Genomic DNA, 19,292 nt, shown 5'->3' on the forward strand with positions numbered 1-19,292 from the left:
TTAGAGCCCTGGCGGGGTTCGTCTGATGTTCAAAATAAGCTCTTCACCGGTTACATTGAAGAAAGCCGTAGCCCTCTTTTCATAATAGATAGGTGCTACGGCTTTTTTGCATTTGAAATCTTATAACTTTCTAGTTATACGTCATTCCCTAGAGTGACGAAGGAGCGAGTAGGGAATCTCCTCCCATCGTATAAAGAAAAGGGCTGACCTAGCAGGCCAACCCTTCAAGTTCATCTTTTCTAGTCATACACACTATTTCACATCACATGTGATGTCTTTAATCGGTGTTTCTGATGTTTCAAAGCAAACATAAGCATCGATTGGGTTGTTCGGACCAACACGAATATAACCCGCTTTAACCGCATCTTCGTCGAACGTAATGGAGTGCGAGTGGCTCATTTGGTTGTCGAAGTAGGTGGCTTCAAAATGGTTGCTCATCTGATCGGCAATACGATTTCGCGTCGTTGATGTTGAGAAGGTCACAGTGGCGCAGCGCATTGGTGGTTTTTGAGTGATAAGAAATTGGCCACTCTCTTTATCTAATACGCCGCCACTGATCTCCGGTTGAATGTCTACAGGTTGAAACTGTTCAATATGACAAGTCTCTTTTGCGGAGACGATGGCCGGTAGAAAAATAAAAAGACTCAATGTAGTTTTTAGGAAAATGGATTTCATTGACGTTACGCCTTGTCTAAATCGAGCGCAATATAATAGCACCACGACGGTGCTATTCATTGTGAGGATTAGGTCAATCAGGTAATGATTTTATAATGAAAAGGTCATCACTAAGTGAATGATTACGGTAGCCCTTATTCCATACTGCATTGCGCTTGTTCGCTCTTCGACAATTGAGCAATGCCAAAACCGTGTGCCTTTAATAAATCAATAAGGCTCTGTTCACCGATGAGGTGCATTGCACCAACCACAACTAAATACGTTGCCTCTTGTTTTAGCTTCCAATTGTTACTGCTCAGCTTATCAGCCCAGTCAAGATTGCGATCGGTAAGAAACGCTGCGGTTAGCTCCGGTGACATAGCGGCCAGTTCGGCAATGTGCTCTAGGTTTTTCTTGTCTCCAGCTTTCCAGCTATCGATTAAGCAGCGGGTTGCTTTGCCTGTTTCATCGAATTCCTCAATAGAGCTTAGTAATAGGTCTTTGCCGCCTTCTTTACCTTGAGCAATCAAATCAATTTGAAATTGCAGTGACTCTAAAGTAATGAGTGGTTTATCAAGCTTCTCTGCAAGAGCTGCAATATGAGCGTCGACACCAAACTGCGGTAGATAACCTAACTGTTCAAACTGCTTCATTTGCACTGTTAGCGCTGAAGCCCAAGGTGGTGAGAGTAATAATTGTTGATGAGGCAAATTGAGGGACTTGGCGATCTGTTTAAACTGTGCCTCTTGACTGTCATCGAGCACGTCAGCGGTTGTTATTGTCGTTGAAGGGTACTTTAAGCCTCCGGATTGTTTGAGGTCAGCCTCCAAGATAAGCCCATCACTACGCTTAAGCGCATCATTGATTGGCTCAGGAAGTGGATACATAGATTTATCTCCGGCATGCACAGAGCCAAAGATGATGAATTCAAGTTGACCTTTTTTCGCCTGCCAAAACAGAGGCTCTGCCATGGCTGTTGAGCACGCTGTACAGAATAGAACAATAAAGCTGAGTATTTGGCGCACATTGGCTCCTTAATTCATTGTAGTCGCTCGTTAAAATCCATTTTGACGTTGGTTTTTAACGTAATTTTATTAGAGATTAATCACGTTATAGCGATAAAAAATCCGCTCATTGATTTGACTTTAAAAATACCACAGTGAAATGCGGTGAGTAATCTATCAATTTTGACCTAGAATCTGTGAAGTGATTCCCAATATTTACGTCAAAACAAAAATGACGGATTGTTCGATTTTTGTAAGTTTATGATTTTAAAGTTTTTATACTTTTTATCCTCTGCCCGTGTTTGAAGTCGATCACTTTCTTGCTCTGATTTAATTCACGGCGAAAAATAACGTCATATAGTGAATTCATCTTTTTGGAGGCGCACTTATTTGCTTCCACTCAATTTTAACTTATGGGTGAATACGATGTTGAAGAGAAACTTACTATCAGTCGCAGTTTTGGCCGGTCTATCAGGGTGTGCTGCTACACAATCGACAGAGCAACAAGTCGTAAATACGTTGGCAGACAATCTTGATGTTCAATATGAGGTGCTGACAAATCATGGCGCGAATGAAGGCCTTGCATGTCAAGATTTAGGCGCTGAATGGGCATCTTGTAATAAGGTAAACATGACGCTGGTTAACCAAGGTGAAGCGGTTGACTCTAAAGACTGGGCTATCTACTTCCACAGCATTCGTTTAATCCTAGATGTTGATAATGAGCAGTTCAAAATTACTCGTGTAACGGGTGACCTACATAAACTAGAACCTACAGATCAGTTTGATGGCTTTGCAGCGGGCGAAGAAGTTGTCCTTCCACTGGTTGGCGAATACTGGCAGCTATTTGAAACTGACTTTATGCCGGGCGCTTTTGTAACCGCGCCAAACGCCGAACCAAAAATGATCGCTTCTCTTAACACTGAAGATGTTGCGTCTTTCGTGACTGGCCTTGAAGGCAATAACCTAAAACGTACTCCCGATGACAACAATGTAATGGCGACCGCGGTGACGCGCTTTGAAAAGAACGCTGATCTTGTCGCTCAAGATGTTTCAACGACGCTATTGCCTACACCGATGTCTGTAGAGGTTGGTGAAGGTAACGTCGACATTGCTGGTGGCATTGCTCTACCAAAAGACGCTTTTGATGCTGAACAATTTGCGGCATTAGAAGCTCGTGCAGATGTGGTAAACCTAGATGTGAGTGGCGACCTTCCTGTAAGTGTTGCTGTTGTTCCTACTCAATTTAAGGGTGATTTGGCGAAGTCTGGTGCTTATGACTTGAGCATCTCGAAAGAGGGAATTGCGATTACAGCATTCGACAAAACGGGTGCTTTCTACGCGGTTCAGTCTATTTTTGGCCTAATAGACAGCCAGAACGTTGAATCTTTACCACTGCTTTCTATTCAAGATGCACCGCGCTTTGATTACCGTGGTGTGATGGTGGATGTAGCTCGTAACTTCCACTCTAAAGACGCAATTCTTGCGACGCTAGATCAAATGGCAGCGTACAAGATGAACAAACTACACCTTCACCTAACCGATGATGAAGGCTGGCGTTTGGAAATCCCGGGTCTGCCTGAGCTGACAGAAGTGGGCGCTAACCGTTGTTTTGATTTGGACGAGAAAAGCTGTTTATTGCCTCAGCTTGGTTCTGGTTCAACCACAGATAACTTTGGCTCTGGCTTCTTCAGCAAAGCAGACTACGTGGATATCTTGAAGTACGCGAAAGCTCGTAACATTGAAGTAATTCCTGAAATCGATATGCCAGCACACGCTCGTGCAGCAGTGGTATCAATGGAAGCGCGTTACGACCGTCTAATGGAAGAAGGTAAAGAAGCAGAAGCGAACGAATACCGTTTGATGGACCCTCAAGACACATCGAATGTAACGACGGTTCAGTTTTACAACAAGCAAAGCTTCATCAACCCATGTATGGAATCATCAACTCGTTTTGTTGATAAGGTGATTTCAGAAGTGGCAGCAATGCACCAAGAAGCTGGCACACCGTTAACCACATGGCACTTTGGTGGTGATGAAGCGAAGAACATTAAGCTTGGAGCAGGTCTGCAAGATATCAACGCAGAAGATAAAGTGAGCTGGAAGGGTAACATTGATTTGTCTAAACAGGACAAGCCATTCGCACAGTCTCCGCAATGTCAGACTCTGATTGCTGACGGTACAGTGAGCGACTTTGGTCACTTACCAAGCCACTTTGCTGAAGAAGTGTCGAAGATTGTGGCAGAGAAGGGCATTCCAAATTTCCAAGCTTGGCAAGATGGCCTGAAATACAGCGAAGGTGAAAAGGCGTTTGCTACCGAAAACACCCGCGTAAACTTCTGGGACGTTCTATATTGGGGCGGTACATCATCTGTATACGAGTGGTCTAAGAAAGGTTATGACGTGATCGTTTCGAACCCAGACTATGTCTACATGGATATGCCATACGAAGTCGATGCAAAAGAGCGTGGTTATTACTGGGCAACGCGTGCAACAGATACGCGTAAGATGTTTGGTTTTGCGCCAGAGAACATGCCTCAGAACGCAGAGACCTCTGTAGACCGAGACGGTAACGGCTTTACTGGTAAAGGTGAAATCGAAGCGAAACCATTCTATGGCCTATCAGCACAGCTTTGGTCTGAGACAGTACGCAACGATGAGCAATACGAGTACATGGTATTCCCTCGCGTACTAGCAGCCGCTGAGCGTGCATGGCACCGTGCTGATTGGGAAAACGACTACAAAGTGGGTGTTGAATACTCGCAAAGCTCTAACCTAGTAGACAAAGCTGCGCTAAACCAAGACTACAACCGCTTTGCGAACGTACTTGGTCAACGTGAACTGGCTAAGTTAGAAAAAGCGGGCATTGACTACCGCCTACCAGTTCCGGGTGCGAAAATTGAGTCGGGTAAACTGGCGATGAACGTTCAGTTCCCAGGTGTAGAACTGCAATACTCTGCAGACGGTGAAATCTGGCTAACGTATGACGATAACCAACGACCAAGTGTTGAAGGTGAAGTTTACATCCGCTCTATTTCAGAAAGTGGTGAGCGAGCAAGCCGAGTGACCACGGTAAAGTAACCACATAATTCAGTTTAATGACAAAGCTCCCTTTTCATAGGGAGCTTTTTTTGTTGCTGGCTGAACCGGAATCTTAAAGCTGGGCTGTCAGGTTCGATTATTCCTTGAACATTATGCTTTTGGTCTGATCCATAACCATGGTGATGGAGATCTCATTATTTTCGATAAAAAATAAGTCTACTATAAAAAAGTCTCAAATCAGTGTGATAGAGCGATTCAAAACCGTCTGAAGATTTCGTATTTATGTGATCTAAAACGGTTTTTACATTGTGTGCATGGTTTTTATCTATTTTTACTTTTTATAACTAATTGAAATTAAAGTTAAAAATAACTTGTTGTTTTTTGACGGTGAGGAAGATCACTGGGGTGATTCTTTTATTTTGAAACGCAAATTAATTCGAGCAACATAGATTTCATGCCAGGGAGGCAACCCATTACTCAAGCGGTGAAGGTGAATGATGTACCGAAGATATGCCGCTGAAAAAATCAAATTAAGGCAGTTTACTATGAAAAAAATTATCGCTCTAAGTGCTCTATCTCTTGCTTTCGCTTCTAGCGCTTTCGCTGGTTCTTCTTACGTGACAGGTAATGTTCAGTTTCACTCTGATTTCCAACCAAACGCGACTTCTACTCTAGAAGCGGGCCATACGTTCGATTCAGGTACAACGCTTCTAACGGAGTTTGATGGTATTTCTCTTGGTAAGTACGATGACGATGCTCTGCAAGATAACAACATTGGTAACTCTCCTTACATCACTTTAGGTGTTGAGCAAATGTACAACATCAACGACAACCTATGGGTTGCTGCAGGTTACCATCACCTACTAAATAACGGTGAAACAGTTCAATACCGTCCACTAGTTAAGATCGGTTACAACTTCGATAACGGCATCTCAATCAGCAACCGTACTCGTTACCACGCAATGGAAGATAGCAACGCAGATGACCAAACTCGTTTCGATAACCGCATCGGTTACGCAGTAAATGATGAGTTATCGCTTAGCTACAATAACGTATATGTAATGAGCGACGCAAACAACACAATGGACCACGAGTTACGTGCAACTTGGACTCGCCAAGGTGTTCAACCTTACTTCGAGTACCGCAACCAAGCTGACAACGAAAACAACGCATTCGTATTCGGTGCATCTTACGGCTTCTAATTGAGCTTGAGCGGCAAGATCATGGTCTTGCCGTCTCTTCTGCACAACCGAAAGTAGAAGGGGAATCTGACATCAACAGCCCGGTTGATGCTATAAAAATTTGCTTTACTGTCCAAAGCAAAGAGCCTAGTTTGCATACCAAGTCTTGGGTTTGCAGTTACTAGGCTCTATTTTTCGTTTTAGGTGCTGAGACTTCTCACTTGATCTGCCTTAGCGCAAGGAAAGGTTAGTGTCCTTTGTAATGACGGTACTCAAATACCTGACCTTTCTCGTTGAAAGCGTATACCGAATACTCATCTTTCTGATCGCCATATTCCATACCCGGCGAACCCATTGGCATGCCCGGAACGGCAAGACCAACTGCGTTGCGTGGTGGGTTTTCTAAGAAAGCTTTGATGTCATCTGCTGGGATATGCCCTTCAAATACATAGCCATCGATCTCTGCTGTATGGCAAGAGGCGAGCTCTGGTGTTACGCCTAGTTTTTGTTTAACAGCGTTCATGTTGTCATGGAGCTTTTCTGTCACCGTAAATCCAGCTTCTTGCATGTGAACGGTCCAATCTGTACAGCAGCCACAGTATGGAGACTTGTGGTTAAGCACGTTGGCAGCCAATGCTTGGCCAGACATAAAAGTAAGCGCTGTGATAGTCAGAACTTTACGAATCATGGTGTACCTCATGAAGATAATCTTATTGGTTTTTATTATCTGTGGTTTTAAATAGTCGTAAGCGGTTTGCGTTACTTACAACGGTTATGGAAGAGAGAGCCATCGCAGCTCCCGCTACCACTGGGCTCAATAAGAACCCGAAAAATGGATAAAGCACACCCGCAGCAATTGGAATGCCTAGCGAGTTGTAAACAAATGCCCCAAATAGGTTTTGTTTCATGTTCTTCACCGTGGCTTGCGACAATTCAATAGCGTTGCTAACTGAAACCGGTGACGAATTAAGCAGTGTCATTTGAGCACTTTCGATGGCTACGTCACTGCCGCTGCCCATTGCGATACCGACATCGGCTTGAGCAAGTGCAGGGGCGTCATTGATACCATCGCCAACCATAGCAACTTGATTATAGCGCTGTTGCAGCTTCACGATATGTTCCGCTTTTTGGTCTGGTAATACGTCGGAGATGACATCATCAATTCCTAATTGAGCGCCAATCGCTTGAGCGACCGATTGGTTGTCACCAGTAAGCAGCACAGTATGAACGCCACGATTTTGTAATTGTTGAATCGCTAATTTGCTGTCGCTTTTCAACGTGTCAGACACGCCGATAATGCCTTTAAGTTGATCGTTTTGCGAGACAAAAATAGGGGTCCACGCTGCTTTGTTGCACGCTTCAATGGCATTTATAGCGATATCAAGTTGGATACCGCGGTTCTTCATAAAGCTTAACGATCCTACTTGTACCAGTTGGTCATCAATCTTAGCCTTTATGCCTTGGCCGCGTAGGTTTTCAAACTCTGACGTTGGCTGGATACCAAGATTTAAAGACTGCGCGTGCTGACAGATCGCTTTAGCAAGTGGGTGCTCAGAAGCAACTTCTAGGGAGTAGGCGAGAGTCATTAGGTCTGCTGCACTGATGTCGTAACTAAATACTTGTTGTACTTGAGGTTTACCTTCAGTCAATGTGCCGGTTTTATCGAAAACTACCGCATCGACCTTGCTTGCAGATTGCAGTACATCGGCATCTTTAATCAGTATGCCAAGCTCAGCAGCTTTGCCTACACCTACGGTAACTGACAGAGGTGTCGCTAATCCAAGCGCACACGGGCAAGCAATAATAAGAACTGTGGTTGAGACAACCAACATATAGCTTGCGCTTGGCTCAGGACCGAAAATAAACCAAATACCGGCTGCAACGGCGGCAATAACGACAACAACAGGTACAAATACCGCCGAAATAGAGTCGGCCAATTTGGCAATTGCTGGTTTGGTACTCTGTGCTTGGCGAACCATCTGAATAATACGAGCAAGCATGGTGCTCGAGCCTGTACCCGTCGTTTCAATTACAAGGGTGCCATCACCATTAATGGTGCCCGCTGATACCTTGTCGGCAATTTTCTTAATGTTCGGCAGAGATTCGCCAGTAAGCATCGACTCATCGACATAAGATTCGCCCGAGACAACTACGCCATCGATCGGCATCTTTTCACCGGGCTTCACTCGAATCTGCATACCGACTTCAATGGCTTCCACGGCAATAGACTGCTCTTTGCCATCAATAATTACGGTTGCCTGTTGAGGCTGCAAGTTGATTAGTGCTTGTAATGATTGAGTTGTGCGAGCCTTAGCTTTGGCCTCAATATAGTGACCTAGAGAGATAAGACCGATGATCATTGCGCTCGCTTCAAAATAGACATGACGCGATGCTTGAGGGAACCAGTTCGGTGCGATGACGACCAACATTGAATACAACCATGCAGCACCTGTTCCGAGCGCGACCAAGGTGTCCATTGTTGCTCGTTTATGCTGCAAAGATTGCCACGCATTGATAAAGAACTGTCGCCCCGAGGTCGCAAGCAGTCCCAAGCAGATGAAACCTATCAAGCCCCAACCGATCTGGTCATTGGTGCTTTCGATCATCATGCTACCGCCGAATACACCCCATGCCATCATAGGCACACCCAGAGCTAGTGCTGAGATCGAGTTGATCAGAAACGAACGCTGCAGTTTTGCATGCTGACGCTGCTGCTGTTCTTGCTGAGTTTGCGCATCTTCTACAAAGTCCGCTTGATAGCCTGCATCTTCTACGGCTTGCAGAAGCGGTTGTTCTATCTGATCACGGCTGCTCGAACTAAAGACGAGCGCGGTTTGCTCGGCGAGGTTTACTTGGACTCGTTCGATATGAGCGACGGACTTAAGCGCTTTTTCGACTGAAGAGACGCAGCTAGCGCAGGTCATCCCCTGCAAAACTAGATGATAAGAGTGTGCTTGCTCTGTTGCATCCAGAACCGGAGTATTCTCTGAGTTGGCTTCTTTTCTATCTTCAACGCTTTCCGCATCTTCTGAATATGGGCTTGCTTGATAACCAACTGCCTCTACACACTCGATAACCTCATCCTCAGAAAGCAGGGTGGTTAGTGTCAGTTCTGTTTTAGAAACATTGAATGAGCTAATCTGCGGGTGTTCTTGCAGAGCTATTGTGAGCTTGTTGACGCATTTGCCACAGCTCAAGCCAGACAGAGAGAGGTGCCACTGATGACCAATTGAGTAACCTAGCGTACCGATTTGCTCTGAAATCTCGCGGTAGCTTAAAGGTGTAACCACATCAATATAAGTAGGAGACAGGTCGTTGATGTTGGTATTTTCAACGTCACCGAGTAGATTACGCACTTTTTTCGCGCAACCCATGCAGTTTAAGCCGCTCAATGGGGTCATGTAATGGTTCATAGTGATACTCCAATTCTCATCTATGGCTAAACATAAACCTTACCGTAAGGGTAAGGTCAACATTATTTCTTAAAATGTTGTTGAGAAGAGCTAACTGAAACGTGGAAGTGGGCGTCTGTTGCTATAATGACTCAACTTGGAGGCAAGGTTTCTATTAAGAACCGAGTATTTATCGCTCACTACCGATTGTAGAATTGGATGGGAGTGATAAAATAGCGCCCAAATTTTAGGACTGGTGAGTAGCGCTCTATCCACCAGACACTGAACTGATCACCTACACAATCAAGGTATTTAAATGACGGTTAAAACTCGTTTTGCTCCTAGCCCAACTGGCTATCTTCACGTTGGTGGTGCACGTACTGCACTTTACTCTTGGCTATTCGCTAAAAACCAAGGCGGTGAATTCGTTCTACGTATCGAAGACACAGACTTGGAGCGTAACTCTCAAGAAGCGGTAGATGCAATTCTAGAGGGCATGCAATGGATGGGTATGGAGTGGGACGAAGGCCCTTACTTCCAATCTAAGCGTTTTGATCGTTACAACGAAATGGTTGATAAGCTACTTGCTGAAGACAAAGCATACAAATGTTACGCGTCTAAAGAGCTGCTTGATGAAATTCGTGCAGAGCAAGAAGCAAACAAAGAGATGGCTCGCTACGATGCAAACCACCCTAAAGTTGTTGCAGCGAACGCAGCAGCAAAAGAAGGTGATGCGTGCGTTATCCGTTTCCGCAACCCGAAAGAGGGCAGTGTAGTATTTGATGACCAAATCCGTGGTCGCATCGAAATCGCTAACAGCCAACTTGATGACCTAATTATTCGTCGTACAGACGGCGCTCCTACTTACAACTTCGTAGTAGTAGTGGATGACTGGGACATGGGTATCACACACGTTGTTCGTGGTGAAGACCACATCAACAACACACCTCGTCAAATCAACATCTATGAAGCACTGGGCGCGCCAGTTCCAACATTCGCTCACTGTGCGATGATCCTAGGTGATGACGGTGCGAAACTGTCTAAGCGTCACGGCGCTGTATCAGTAATGCAATACCGCGATGAAGGCTACCTGCCAAACGCACTAAACAACTACCTAGTACGTTTAGGTTGGTCTCACGGTGACCAAGAGATCTTCTCTCAAGAAGAGATGATTAACCTATTCAGCCTAGATGCAATCAGCAAGTCTGCGTCTGCATTCAATACTGAGAAGCTGCTTTGGTTGAACAACCACTACATCAAGACTTCTGAGCCTGAGTACGTTGCAAAATACCTGCAATGGCACCTAGACGAACAGAAGATCGATACAGCAAACGGCCCAGCTATCACTGAAGTGATCAAGCTAGTAGGCGAGCGTTGTAACACGCTTATCGAACTTGCTGAGCAATCTCGTTACTTCTACGAAGATTTCTCTGAGTTTGAAGCTGGCGCGGCTAAGAAGCACCTACGTGGTGTTGCTAAAGGCCCACTTGAGCTTGCTCTTGCTAAAGTTGAAGCGCTTGAAGAGTTCACAACAGCAAACATCAAAGACGGTGTGATTGCTGCAGTATGTGAAGAGCTAGAGATCGGCATGGGTAAAATCGGTATGCCACTTCGCGTAGCAGTAACAGGTGGCGGTCAGTCTCCTTCTGTTGATGCAGTGATGGAACTTGTTGGTAAAGAGCGCGTTATCGCTCGCATCAAGATGGCTCTTGAGTTTATCGCAGAGCGTGAAGCTAACGCTTAATTGAGCAATTGTTAGATTCAAAAAAGGGTCAGTAACTTGGTTACTGACCCTTTTTATTTAACTGAAACTTTTAAAGTTAAAGCTTCTCATCGGCAATCATTTGAGTCGCTTCTTGAGCCGTCTTCTTATCAAATAAGATGTCCATCATCGCTTTTATGCGTTCCATATCGTCGCCGAACTTAGATAAGTTGGCACTATTTGGTGCTTTAAACTCAACGTTACCCACGCGCTCTTGGCCTTGGTAAGCTGAGATCTTTGCGTCTGCAACGAAGGTTCTAAAGTCCCAGCTCCAGCGAGAGACATAGTCTAACGTGACTTCTTCTGGTTTGTGTTCAGAGCCGTCTGCGACAACCTTACATTTCACTTGGTTGTTCAAACACCAGTCGAGCATGGAATCAAGGAACACAGTGCGCGTCTTGGTATCTTCTACAATGGTGATGTTTTCAATGTTACTTGCTTCTGGCAGGGCGTTGCCAGAGTATTTAGGTGCGCTACAACCAGCCAGTAGCGCAACGGCGAATAGGATTAATGCATTCTTCATTATCGAGCCTAGATTTTCTTAAAGATGATAGAGGTGTTGATACCACCGAAGGCAAAGTTGTTGCTCATCAGGTAATCAACATCTAACTCGCGACCTTGACCTGTGATGTAATCAAGCTTACCGCACTGTTCATCCACATTTTCAAGGTTAAGCGTTGGACTGAACCAACCGCTGTGCATCATCTCTAGACTGAGCCATGCTTCAATCGCGCCACACGCGCCTAGCGTATGACCAAAGTAACTCTTGAGCGAACTGATAGGCACTTCACCAAAGATGTTCGCGGTCGCGTTACTCTCGGCAATGTCACCTTTCTCTGTCGCGGTGCCGTGTGCTGAAACATAACCAATTTTGTCTGCAGCAAGGTCTGCATCTTTAAGGGCTTTTTCCATACAGATCTGCATGGTTTCCATTTGAGGCTGGGTCACGTGGGCGGCATCACAGTTGCTCGCAAAGCCGATGATTTCAGCATAAATCTTAGCGCCACGTGCTACCGCATGCTCGTACTCTTCAAGGATCAGAGTACCTGCACCTTCACCAATCACCAGGCCATCGCGCTCACTGTCGTATGGGCTTGGCGATTTCTTTGGTGTGTCGTTTTTCAAACTGGTTGCAAAAAGGGTATCGAACACCGCAGATTCTGTTGGGCAAAGCTCTTCACCACCACCAGCGACCATCACAGTTTGGTAGCCATGTTTGATCGCTTCATAAGCGTAACCGATGGCTTGGCTTCCGGACGTACATGCGCTGCTGGTAGGAATCACGCGGCCTCGTAGGCCAAAGAACAGACCTACGTTAACTGCTGCAGTGTGCGGCATCATCTGTACGTATGTGGTTGCTGTAATTGCTCGTGTCGATTTCTCGTTGAGCATGACACCAAAAGCACCAACCGCATCAGTACTGCCAGTTGAAGAGCCGTAAGCAATGCCTGTTTCACCGTTGGTTAATACGTCATGGCCAATTAAGCCTGCTTGCTCGAGAGCGTTCTCGGTAGCTACCGTTGCTAGGCGGGATACACGACCCATGCCACGAACTTGCTTGCGTTTGTAGTGCTTAGGCAGTTGGAAATCGTCAATCGGGGCAGCGAGTTTGGTATTGAGACCATCATATTGCTCAAAGCTTGGCATGTACTGAGTCGCGTTCTCGCACGCTTTTAGTTTTGGTTCAATTTCTTGCCAGTTGTTGCCAAAGGCTGTAACACCTGACATCCCCGTTACTACTACACGGCGGGTCATACTAAACCTCCATTTACAGAGATCACCTGACGAGTGACATAAGCGGCAATATCAGACATTAGGTAGCTCACCAAGCCTGCGACTTCTTCCGGCTCGCCCATGCGGCGTAGTGGAACTTGTGGTAGCGCGTGCTCTTTCACATGTTCATCAACCATACCGGTATCAATCAGACCCGGCGCGACACAGTTAACGGTAATTTTGCGTTTTGCCAGTTCAAGCGCTAGCGATTTGGTTGCACCAATAACACCCGCTTTCGCTGCACTGTAGTTAGTTTGACCGCGGTTACCCATGATGCCAGATACAGATGCTAGAGTGACAATTCGACCACCTTTGCGCTTTTGAACCATCGGCATTACACAAGGGTGAAGTACGTTGTAGAAGCTATCTAGGTTGGTATGGATAACGCCATCCCACTCTTCTTCTGTCATAGCAGGAAAAGCCGTGTCACGAGTAATTCCCGCATTATTTACTACGCCGTAGTAAGCACCGTGCTCGGCAATATCTGCTTCAAGTGTCTCTCGGCACTGTGTACGGTTACTGATATCAAACTGAATCAGACGGCCTGAGCCTCCTTCTGATTCAATTTGTCCTAGAGTCTCTTGAGCACCCTGCTTGTCACCCATATAGTGAACGGCAATGTGAAAGCCATCTTTGGCAAGTTGAATAGCAATGGCCTTACCAATACCTTTGCTGGCACCGGTGACTAATACTTGGCGAGTCATGACTGGCTCCTCGTTTTCATTTCTTGTAATTTTTGTTCTGTTGGCACGTAAACATTGAGTTGGCATTGAGCCACCAACTCACCTTGGTGTTCCATTTTTGCTGTGAACACCGCCATGCCGCTATCTTCCATCAATTGTTCTGCATAGATATCTAAGGTTTGGCCCTTAGTAAAATGGTCGCAAAGCGATTTGTATCGACGCGAACCTAAAAGAAAACCGATGGGAGGCTGCTCGCCTTGATTCAATGCATGATACCCAGACCATGCAGCGACAGACTGCGCCATAAACTCAATGCCTACATAAGCAGGCATAGTTTGAGATTCTAAATCGTAGAATAGATGATGTTCACCAATATCCACCTGGCAGTGAATCGCTTGTTCTTCAATCTTGATCGCTCTATCGATAAGAATCATCGGATCATCATGGGGAAGAAGTTGGTCTACCGAAGGTATATTAGTCATTTACTACACCAAAAATCAGGCTAATGTTGTTTCCACCAAAGGCAAACGAGTTGCTTAAGATGTTTTTTGATTTGAGCTTTTGGCAACAGTCTACCAAATCAATATCGATATCTTCAGCTTTATCCTGACATTTTTGTAAGGGAAGCGATAAATCGAAATTAAGGATATGCCATGCGATGGCGGCCTCTACTGCACTGGCCGCTCCGAGAGTGTGACCTGTCAGTGGCTTGGTTGAACTCACTGGTACCTTGTTTGGAAAGACGCGTGAGATAGCTTTACTTTCCATAGAGTCATTGAGTGGCGTTGCTGTGCCATGGGCATTGACATAGCCAATCTGTTCGGGCTTTAGCTCGGCATCATTGAGTGCTTTTAGCATTGCTTGCTCTGCACCATTGCCCTCCGGGTGTGGAGCTGAAATATGGTGAGCGTCAGAGCTATCGCCGCAACCGAGCAACGCGACGGATGGCTGTTTCGGTGTCTCTTTGCTCAGCAACATGAAGGCCGCTGCCTCACCTATATTGATACCTTTACGCTGAGCACTGAACGGTTGGCAATGCTCGGTAGATAAGGCTTCCAAGCCATGAAAGCCGTTTAAGGTTAGTTTGCATAGGGTGTCGACACCGCCAACAATGACAGCATCGACCATGCCTGAGTTGAGTAGTCTCTTAGCACTCAAAAACACGCGCCCACTTGAAGAGCAGGCGGTAGAGATAGCGTAGTTTGGACCTTGCAGATCGTAATAGTGGCTTACGAACTCGCTGATGTTGCCGAGCTCTTGTTTGGAATAGTGGAATGACTGAGGAAATTGTTCATTTTCTAACTTCTCAGTGAAAGCGAGTTCGCCATCTGAAATGCCGGATGTACTTGTCCCTATGACAACGGCAATTCGCTCATGTCCATATTTGGCTTTAGCTTGCTCGATCTCTGACTCTATTTGCGATAACGCAGATAAGGCGAGACGATTGTTACGCGAGTTGTAAGCCTCAAAAGGTGCGCGGATGTTTGGAAGCTCACCTTCAACTCGCCCGACGATAGTTGGCTGTCCATCATTTAACACGTCGAGTGCTTCCACCATATTAGAGCCGGCACCGCTTTGTAAGCGCTGATGAATCTCGTCGTGGTTGGCTCCCAAAGCGGAGTGAAAACCACAAGCATGAATGTAAATCGTCATAGTGTTTCGTTCTTCGTTGCTGGAGTGGTTAGGTTTGAGCTCAGGGTTTGGATATTGATGCGATAACCCTGTGTGAGATGTTCAAACACAATGTCTCCCTCTACTTTCTGTTGTTCATCTGTCGCAAAGTAGCGGATTTCGATGATCGGTGTGTCGCTCTCATCGTATACGACACGCTGGTTGGCTGTTTCAACAATGTGCCAACCTATGTCGCTCATCGAATTTTGCCATGCCTCTATTGGCCATAGCGTTAGCATGAGATTGAACAGTACTTGTTCTGGTGCTGGCAGGGAGTCATCGAGCCCGGTTAGTACCTGCGTCTCGATTGTATCATCTTGATACTGAAGAGATAAAATTCGGGTGCCCCAAGAGGAGAACCCTGCGAGTACTACCTTGTTTTGATTAACTTGCAGTTGTACCGGTAGCTGTTGTTGTGTTTCACCCCAGCTCGCCGCAATCAGTTGGCTCGCCGTCAATTCATAGCCGAGCTGTATGGGCTTAGGAAGCGCAACTTGTGTGCTTTCGTCAATGGTGACCATGGCTTGGCGAGTATTCTGTGGGCCAAGAGAACAAGCACTTAAAGTGATAGCCAGTGCAAAGGCTGCACAGATTTTCATCGTATATCGCCACGTTTTAAGATGCGGTAGAACCATTATTTTGTCCTTCTTTTCGCTAGATTACCTTCAGTTCCTATCGCCATTGGAGACAGTAACCAAGCCACAAATATGCCCGTAAGCACCGTGACACCAAAGCTATGAATAGCGTGAGTCTGGCTTAGGGATAACAACCCAAAAGAGAGAAGAGTGGTAATCCCAGAGAGCGATATCGCGAGTAGGGTGCCAAGCGATCTCTTCTGCTCTGCAAAGAATAGGGTGTAATCGATACCTATACCTAAGATCAGAATTAGGCCGAGTAGATTGAAGAGATTGATGCTTGAGCCGACAGCAGCAGTAACGCCAAGCCCTGCAGCTCCGGCAATGATAGATGGTAGCAGCATGATGATGGCTCTTTTAGGACCATAGCGCCAACCTAGAACTAGCCCAATACCAGCCAGTGCTACCAGCAGTAGCTCCAGTACTTTGATTCGATACTCAGAAAATAGTGAAGAGATTTCATCCGCTTTGTTGAGGTACTTAATGCCTAAAAGCTGAGTCTCTTTACTGTTTAACCACGCGTCAAAACGCTGCGAGTCATGAATGTCTTGGAGCAGCACGATTGCGGCTTGTTGACCATTGATTGGCTCAAGCCACAATGAACGCATGGGTTCTGACACTGGTGAACGTAAGAAGTTGGTCACCGTGATCTCTTGATACGCAGGGAGCTCAGGGAAGCTTGCCCAGCCCAATCCGCTTTGCAGAGATTGGCTTTGATTGCGATACAACTCACTGACCAGTTGATAGTTGAGCTTCTGCTCATGAGTCGTCGGCAGGAGCTGGTGGATACTTCGATAACCAGAAAGAGTCCCATTGCTGACCAGTTGATCCAGCTTGCTGCCAAGGCGCTGCAGTGACTTAAGCAGTGCTTGATTGTTACCAGCGGTCACCAATAGCATCGATTGACTGCTGCCAATCCCCGATACTGATGTGATGGTTTGCTCTTGCGCCTTTAGTGTCTCGGGCATTGCCTGCAACTGACGAATGTCATCATCGTATTGAATCTGGGTCAATGCGACGATGCTGGCCGCGGCAATGAGTGCTGGCAATGCGTAGCGCAGGGCTGGCTTGTTCCAAAGCTGAAGCCATGCGTTCAGTAGAGAAGCTAAAGGTAGCGGTCGGTCTTTACTTGGTCGCTTCGCTAACAGAGGATACCAACAAACCACAGTCGCGTAGGCAGCAAATAGGCCAATAGACGAGAACATCGCCAATTGTTGTAGGCCGGGGAACGGGGCAATCAGTAATCCTAAGTAGCCGATTAAGCTAGTCACTAAGCCAAGACTTATCGCCATTAAAATATGTTGTAACCCCTTATCACTCTGCCAGCGAGACCCTGCAACTAGCCGGTCGGTAAGGTAGTGGAAAGAGTAATCAATCGAGACACCGATTAAGCTCGCGCCAAACACCAAACTGAATAGGTGCACTTGGCCAAAAATAGCGACCGTGCTAGCCAACGCAACCAACAATCCAGTGCCGATAGAGATTAATGACAAGGCGAGGGGAAGGGCGCTGCGGAATGTCACCCAAATCAGAATTATGATCCCGGCTAAGGAGCCAAGACCAATGGTATTGATTTCAGATTTTGCACTCTTGGTCCCATAGTCGGCATAAAACACTACGCCAGTATGCGAAATTTCAACACCGAACTCTTTCTCGATATTTTGCTCAATCGACTCTATTAGCGGCAGTTTCTCTTGCGTACTCAGGCTGTATGGAGACCCAGCCAAAGTGGCGGTTATCAATACATGAGTTTGCCCTGCGGACTGCGTTGTTAGGTAGTGCTCTTGAAGGGTAAAGTTACTGGTGGTCTTGCCGACTTCACCAATGTAATCACGGAACAGTAAAAATGGATCCAGTGACAACTCAGTTGCGGTCACTCCTGAAAACGGGTTGTACAGAGATTGGATCACGTATTGAACTTGGTTCTCTGGCGCGTGCTCTAAGGTCTGCTTCTGCTGTTCTGTGAGGAGCTGGGCTCTATGCTGAAAATAGAAATCACTCCATTGGCTTTGCGTGTTGGCACTGACTTTCCCTTGAACTTTAGAAAACAGCGGGGACTCGCTCGCAAACATGTCATGATTTAAACCACTTTCAAAACTTACAGCAGCAGCGATCGCTTGCTTGGCTGATTCGGAAGAGACTAGAAACAGCACTTGCTCGCTCATTGAGTTGGAAAGTTGCTGGAAAGCCTGTTCTGCCAAAGGATCTTGCTGATTCTTTGGAAGTAACTTCAGAATATTGGTTTCGATAGGTACTGCAGAAGAAAAAGCGAATTGTTTGATTAACAATCCGCTAAAAAAAATGACGAGGATAAGCCAGGTTAAGGCAAATTTAGAGTTGGAACTGCTGTGCTTCGTCATCCGTGAGTCTTTGTGGTTGGTGGTTGAAGTTAGAGAATTCGATTAGCGTGCTATCGCCTCGAATCTCCTTGAGTTCGATGCGTTCAATGTCGCTCTTCCCTTGCAAAATAATGCGCTCAAAAACGGCATTCATTGGTGCATGCTTTGGCGTTAATGAGAGAGTCCAACTTGTATTTGCGTCGCTTGGTGAAAAATCCAACGCAAATTGCTCGGTAAGTTTTTGAGTATCGCCATGAAACACCGAAAGAAATATGTGGCTGAAGTAAAATGCCATCGGGTTCTCTTTATCGGTGATCACCTGCGCAGGTTGCTCACCAAAGCGTTGGCTAAGCTTATTGTCAGTCAGAACCAAATGCACAGGGAATGGTGTGGCTTGGTTCCACAATAGACCGTTTGCTTTATCAAGCAGAAAGGAACCCTGTGATAACAGCGGCTGATCGAACATCTCCATCGTGCGAGTTTGAATAAAGTCGCCACGAATGATGGATTGCTGACTCAGTGTTGTCTGTAAATCAGCAAGTGTCTTTACTTCTACTCCTTCTGAGTCAGCCCAAACATTAGAAGTAATGAACAAGCTCAGAAAGCAGCACAACAACACTCGGGTATAGGTTGTTAATGAAGTCAACGAACGAAAGCTAAGCAGATTCATGGCAAGACTTCTCTTTATTGGCGGTGAAGGAGTGAACTTCACTCAAGCAACCGTATTGATGCCAGTGTTCTACCTTGTCGGTGAGAGCGCTTGGAGATGCAAAACACATCTCTTCTGTCTCAATTGCGACAGCAACTTGCATAGTGTGAGCACGAGTCATTCTTTGGCCTGTCTTTGCATCATGAATCTCGTAGTCGACACGCAGTCGATTTTCCCATTCAGTGAGTCGTGCAGTCACTGTAATCTCATGGTTGAATGGGATCGCCTTAACATACTTCACACGAGTATCAATGATCGGCCACATGTAGCCTGAGTCCTTCATCTCATGGTAGTTGTACTTTAGCTTGTCCATCATGATGCGCCTTGCTTCCTCAAAAAATCGGAAGTAATTGCCATGATAGATAACGCCCATTGGGTCGGCGTCTTGAAATGAGGTCACAATGGTAACCTCAGCTGAAAGTGGATGAAGGATGTCAGACATAGTTGGCT

The 19,292-nt window shown here is 46.0% G+C and carries 16 protein-coding genes; 3 read left to right on the forward strand and 13 right to left on the reverse strand.

Features of this window, described 5'->3' with window-relative positions; translation table 11 throughout:
- Positions 1–252: 252 nt before the first annotated feature.
- Together VFDL14_RS16610 and VFDL14_RS16605 are read right to left on the reverse strand one after the other, a co-directional pair.
- Complete coding sequence (locus VFDL14_RS16610) at positions 253–675, reverse strand: hypothetical protein (RefSeq protein ID WP_032550079.1); 423 nt, start codon at positions 673–675, stop codon at positions 253–255.
- Positions 676–809: 134 nt separating this feature from the next.
- A complete protein-coding gene (locus VFDL14_RS16605; protein WP_032550080.1) occupies positions 810–1,679 on the reverse strand; it encodes a TraB/GumN family protein in 870 nt (289 codons plus the stop codon).
- Between the two features lie 405 nt (positions 1,680–2,084).
- On the opposite strand from VFDL14_RS16605, the gene VFDL14_RS16600 reads away from it, so the two are divergent.
- Positions 2,085–4,736 (forward strand): beta-N-acetylhexosaminidase, encoded by a 2,652-nt coding sequence (locus tag VFDL14_RS16600; protein ID WP_032550081.1) that lies wholly within the window; start codon positions 2,085–2,087, stop codon positions 4,734–4,736.
- A gap of 506 nt (positions 4,737–5,242) precedes the next feature.
- Positions 5,243–5,899: an oligogalacturonate-specific porin KdgM family protein gene (locus tag VFDL14_RS16595; RefSeq protein ID WP_032550082.1), complete on the forward strand. Its 657-nt coding sequence runs from the start codon at positions 5,243–5,245 to the stop codon at positions 5,897–5,899.
- Positions 5,900–6,125: 226 nt separating this feature from the next.
- On the opposite strand, the gene VFDL14_RS16590 is transcribed toward VFDL14_RS16595, so the two are convergent.
- Positions 6,126–6,566, reverse strand: coding sequence for a DUF411 domain-containing protein (locus tag VFDL14_RS16590; RefSeq protein WP_032550083.1), 441 nt, complete (start codon positions 6,564–6,566; stop codon positions 6,126–6,128).
- A 22-nt stretch (positions 6,567–6,588) separates the two neighbouring features.
- Positions 6,589–9,291 (reverse strand): heavy metal translocating P-type ATPase, encoded by a 2,703-nt coding sequence (locus VFDL14_RS0123015; RefSeq protein ID WP_032550084.1) that lies wholly within the window; start codon positions 9,289–9,291, stop codon positions 6,589–6,591.
- 295 nt (positions 9,292–9,586) lie between these two features.
- On the opposite strand from VFDL14_RS0123015, the gene gltX reads away from it, so the two are divergent.
- Positions 9,587–11,014 (forward strand): glutamate--tRNA ligase, encoded by a 1,428-nt coding sequence (gene gltX / locus VFDL14_RS16585; protein WP_032550085.1) that lies wholly within the window; start codon positions 9,587–9,589, stop codon positions 11,012–11,014.
- 76 nt (positions 11,015–11,090) lie between these two features.
- On the opposite strand, the gene VFDL14_RS16580 is transcribed toward gltX, so the two are convergent.
- Genes VFDL14_RS16580 through VFDL14_RS16540 form a run of 9 tightly spaced genes read right to left on the reverse strand, consistent with a single transcriptional unit; the run spans position 11,091 to position 19,284 of the window.
- Positions 11,091–11,555 carry an Sbal_3080 family lipoprotein gene (locus VFDL14_RS16580; protein WP_032550086.1) on the reverse strand — a complete coding sequence of 155 codons (465 nt, stop codon included), beginning with the start codon at positions 11,553–11,555 and terminating at the stop codon, positions 11,091–11,093.
- 8 nt (positions 11,556–11,563) lie between these two features.
- Complete coding sequence (locus VFDL14_RS16575) at positions 11,564–12,787, reverse strand: beta-ketoacyl-ACP synthase (protein WP_032550087.1); 1,224 nt, start codon at positions 12,785–12,787, stop codon at positions 11,564–11,566.
- Positions 12,784–13,509, reverse strand: a complete 726-nt coding sequence (locus tag VFDL14_RS16570; RefSeq protein WP_032550088.1) for a 3-ketoacyl-ACP reductase FabG2 — start codon at positions 13,507–13,509, stop codon at positions 12,784–12,786. The genes VFDL14_RS16575 and VFDL14_RS16570 overlap by 4 nt, the downstream gene beginning before the upstream one ends.
- Positions 13,506–13,970, reverse strand: a complete 465-nt coding sequence (locus VFDL14_RS16565) for a hotdog family protein (protein WP_032550089.1) — start codon at positions 13,968–13,970, stop codon at positions 13,506–13,508. The genes VFDL14_RS16570 and VFDL14_RS16565 overlap by 4 nt, the downstream gene beginning before the upstream one ends.
- The gene (locus VFDL14_RS16560) at positions 13,963–15,141 is read right to left on the reverse strand and encodes a beta-ketoacyl-[acyl-carrier-protein] synthase family protein (RefSeq protein WP_032550090.1); all 1,179 of its coding nucleotides are present in this window, start codon (positions 15,139–15,141) and stop codon (positions 13,963–13,965) included. The genes VFDL14_RS16565 and VFDL14_RS16560 overlap by 8 nt, the downstream gene beginning before the upstream one ends.
- Complete coding sequence (locus tag VFDL14_RS16555) at positions 15,138–15,794, reverse strand: DUF3261 domain-containing protein (RefSeq protein ID WP_050487351.1); 657 nt, start codon at positions 15,792–15,794, stop codon at positions 15,138–15,140. The genes VFDL14_RS16560 and VFDL14_RS16555 overlap by 4 nt, the downstream gene beginning before the upstream one ends.
- Positions 15,794–18,154 carry an MMPL family transporter gene (locus VFDL14_RS16550; protein ID WP_032550092.1) on the reverse strand — a complete coding sequence of 787 codons (2,361 nt, stop codon included), beginning with the start codon at positions 18,152–18,154 and terminating at the stop codon, positions 15,794–15,796. Before VFDL14_RS16550 ends, VFDL14_RS16555 begins: the two co-directional genes overlap by 1 nt.
- On the reverse strand, positions 18,126–18,803 hold the full coding sequence (locus tag VFDL14_RS16545; RefSeq protein WP_084181825.1) for an outer membrane lipoprotein carrier protein LolA: 678 nt from the start codon (positions 18,801–18,803) through the stop codon (positions 18,126–18,128). The genes VFDL14_RS16550 and VFDL14_RS16545 overlap by 29 nt, the downstream gene beginning before the upstream one ends.
- Positions 18,790–19,284 (reverse strand): acyl-CoA thioesterase, encoded by a 495-nt coding sequence (locus tag VFDL14_RS16540; RefSeq protein WP_032550093.1) that lies wholly within the window; start codon positions 19,282–19,284, stop codon positions 18,790–18,792. Before VFDL14_RS16540 ends, VFDL14_RS16545 begins: the two co-directional genes overlap by 14 nt.
- Positions 19,285–19,292: the final 8 nt, after the last annotated feature.

The organism is Vibrio fortis (genome assembly GCF_000695685.1).
Lineage (GTDB): Bacteria > Pseudomonadota > Gammaproteobacteria > Enterobacterales > Vibrionaceae > Vibrio > Vibrio fortis_A.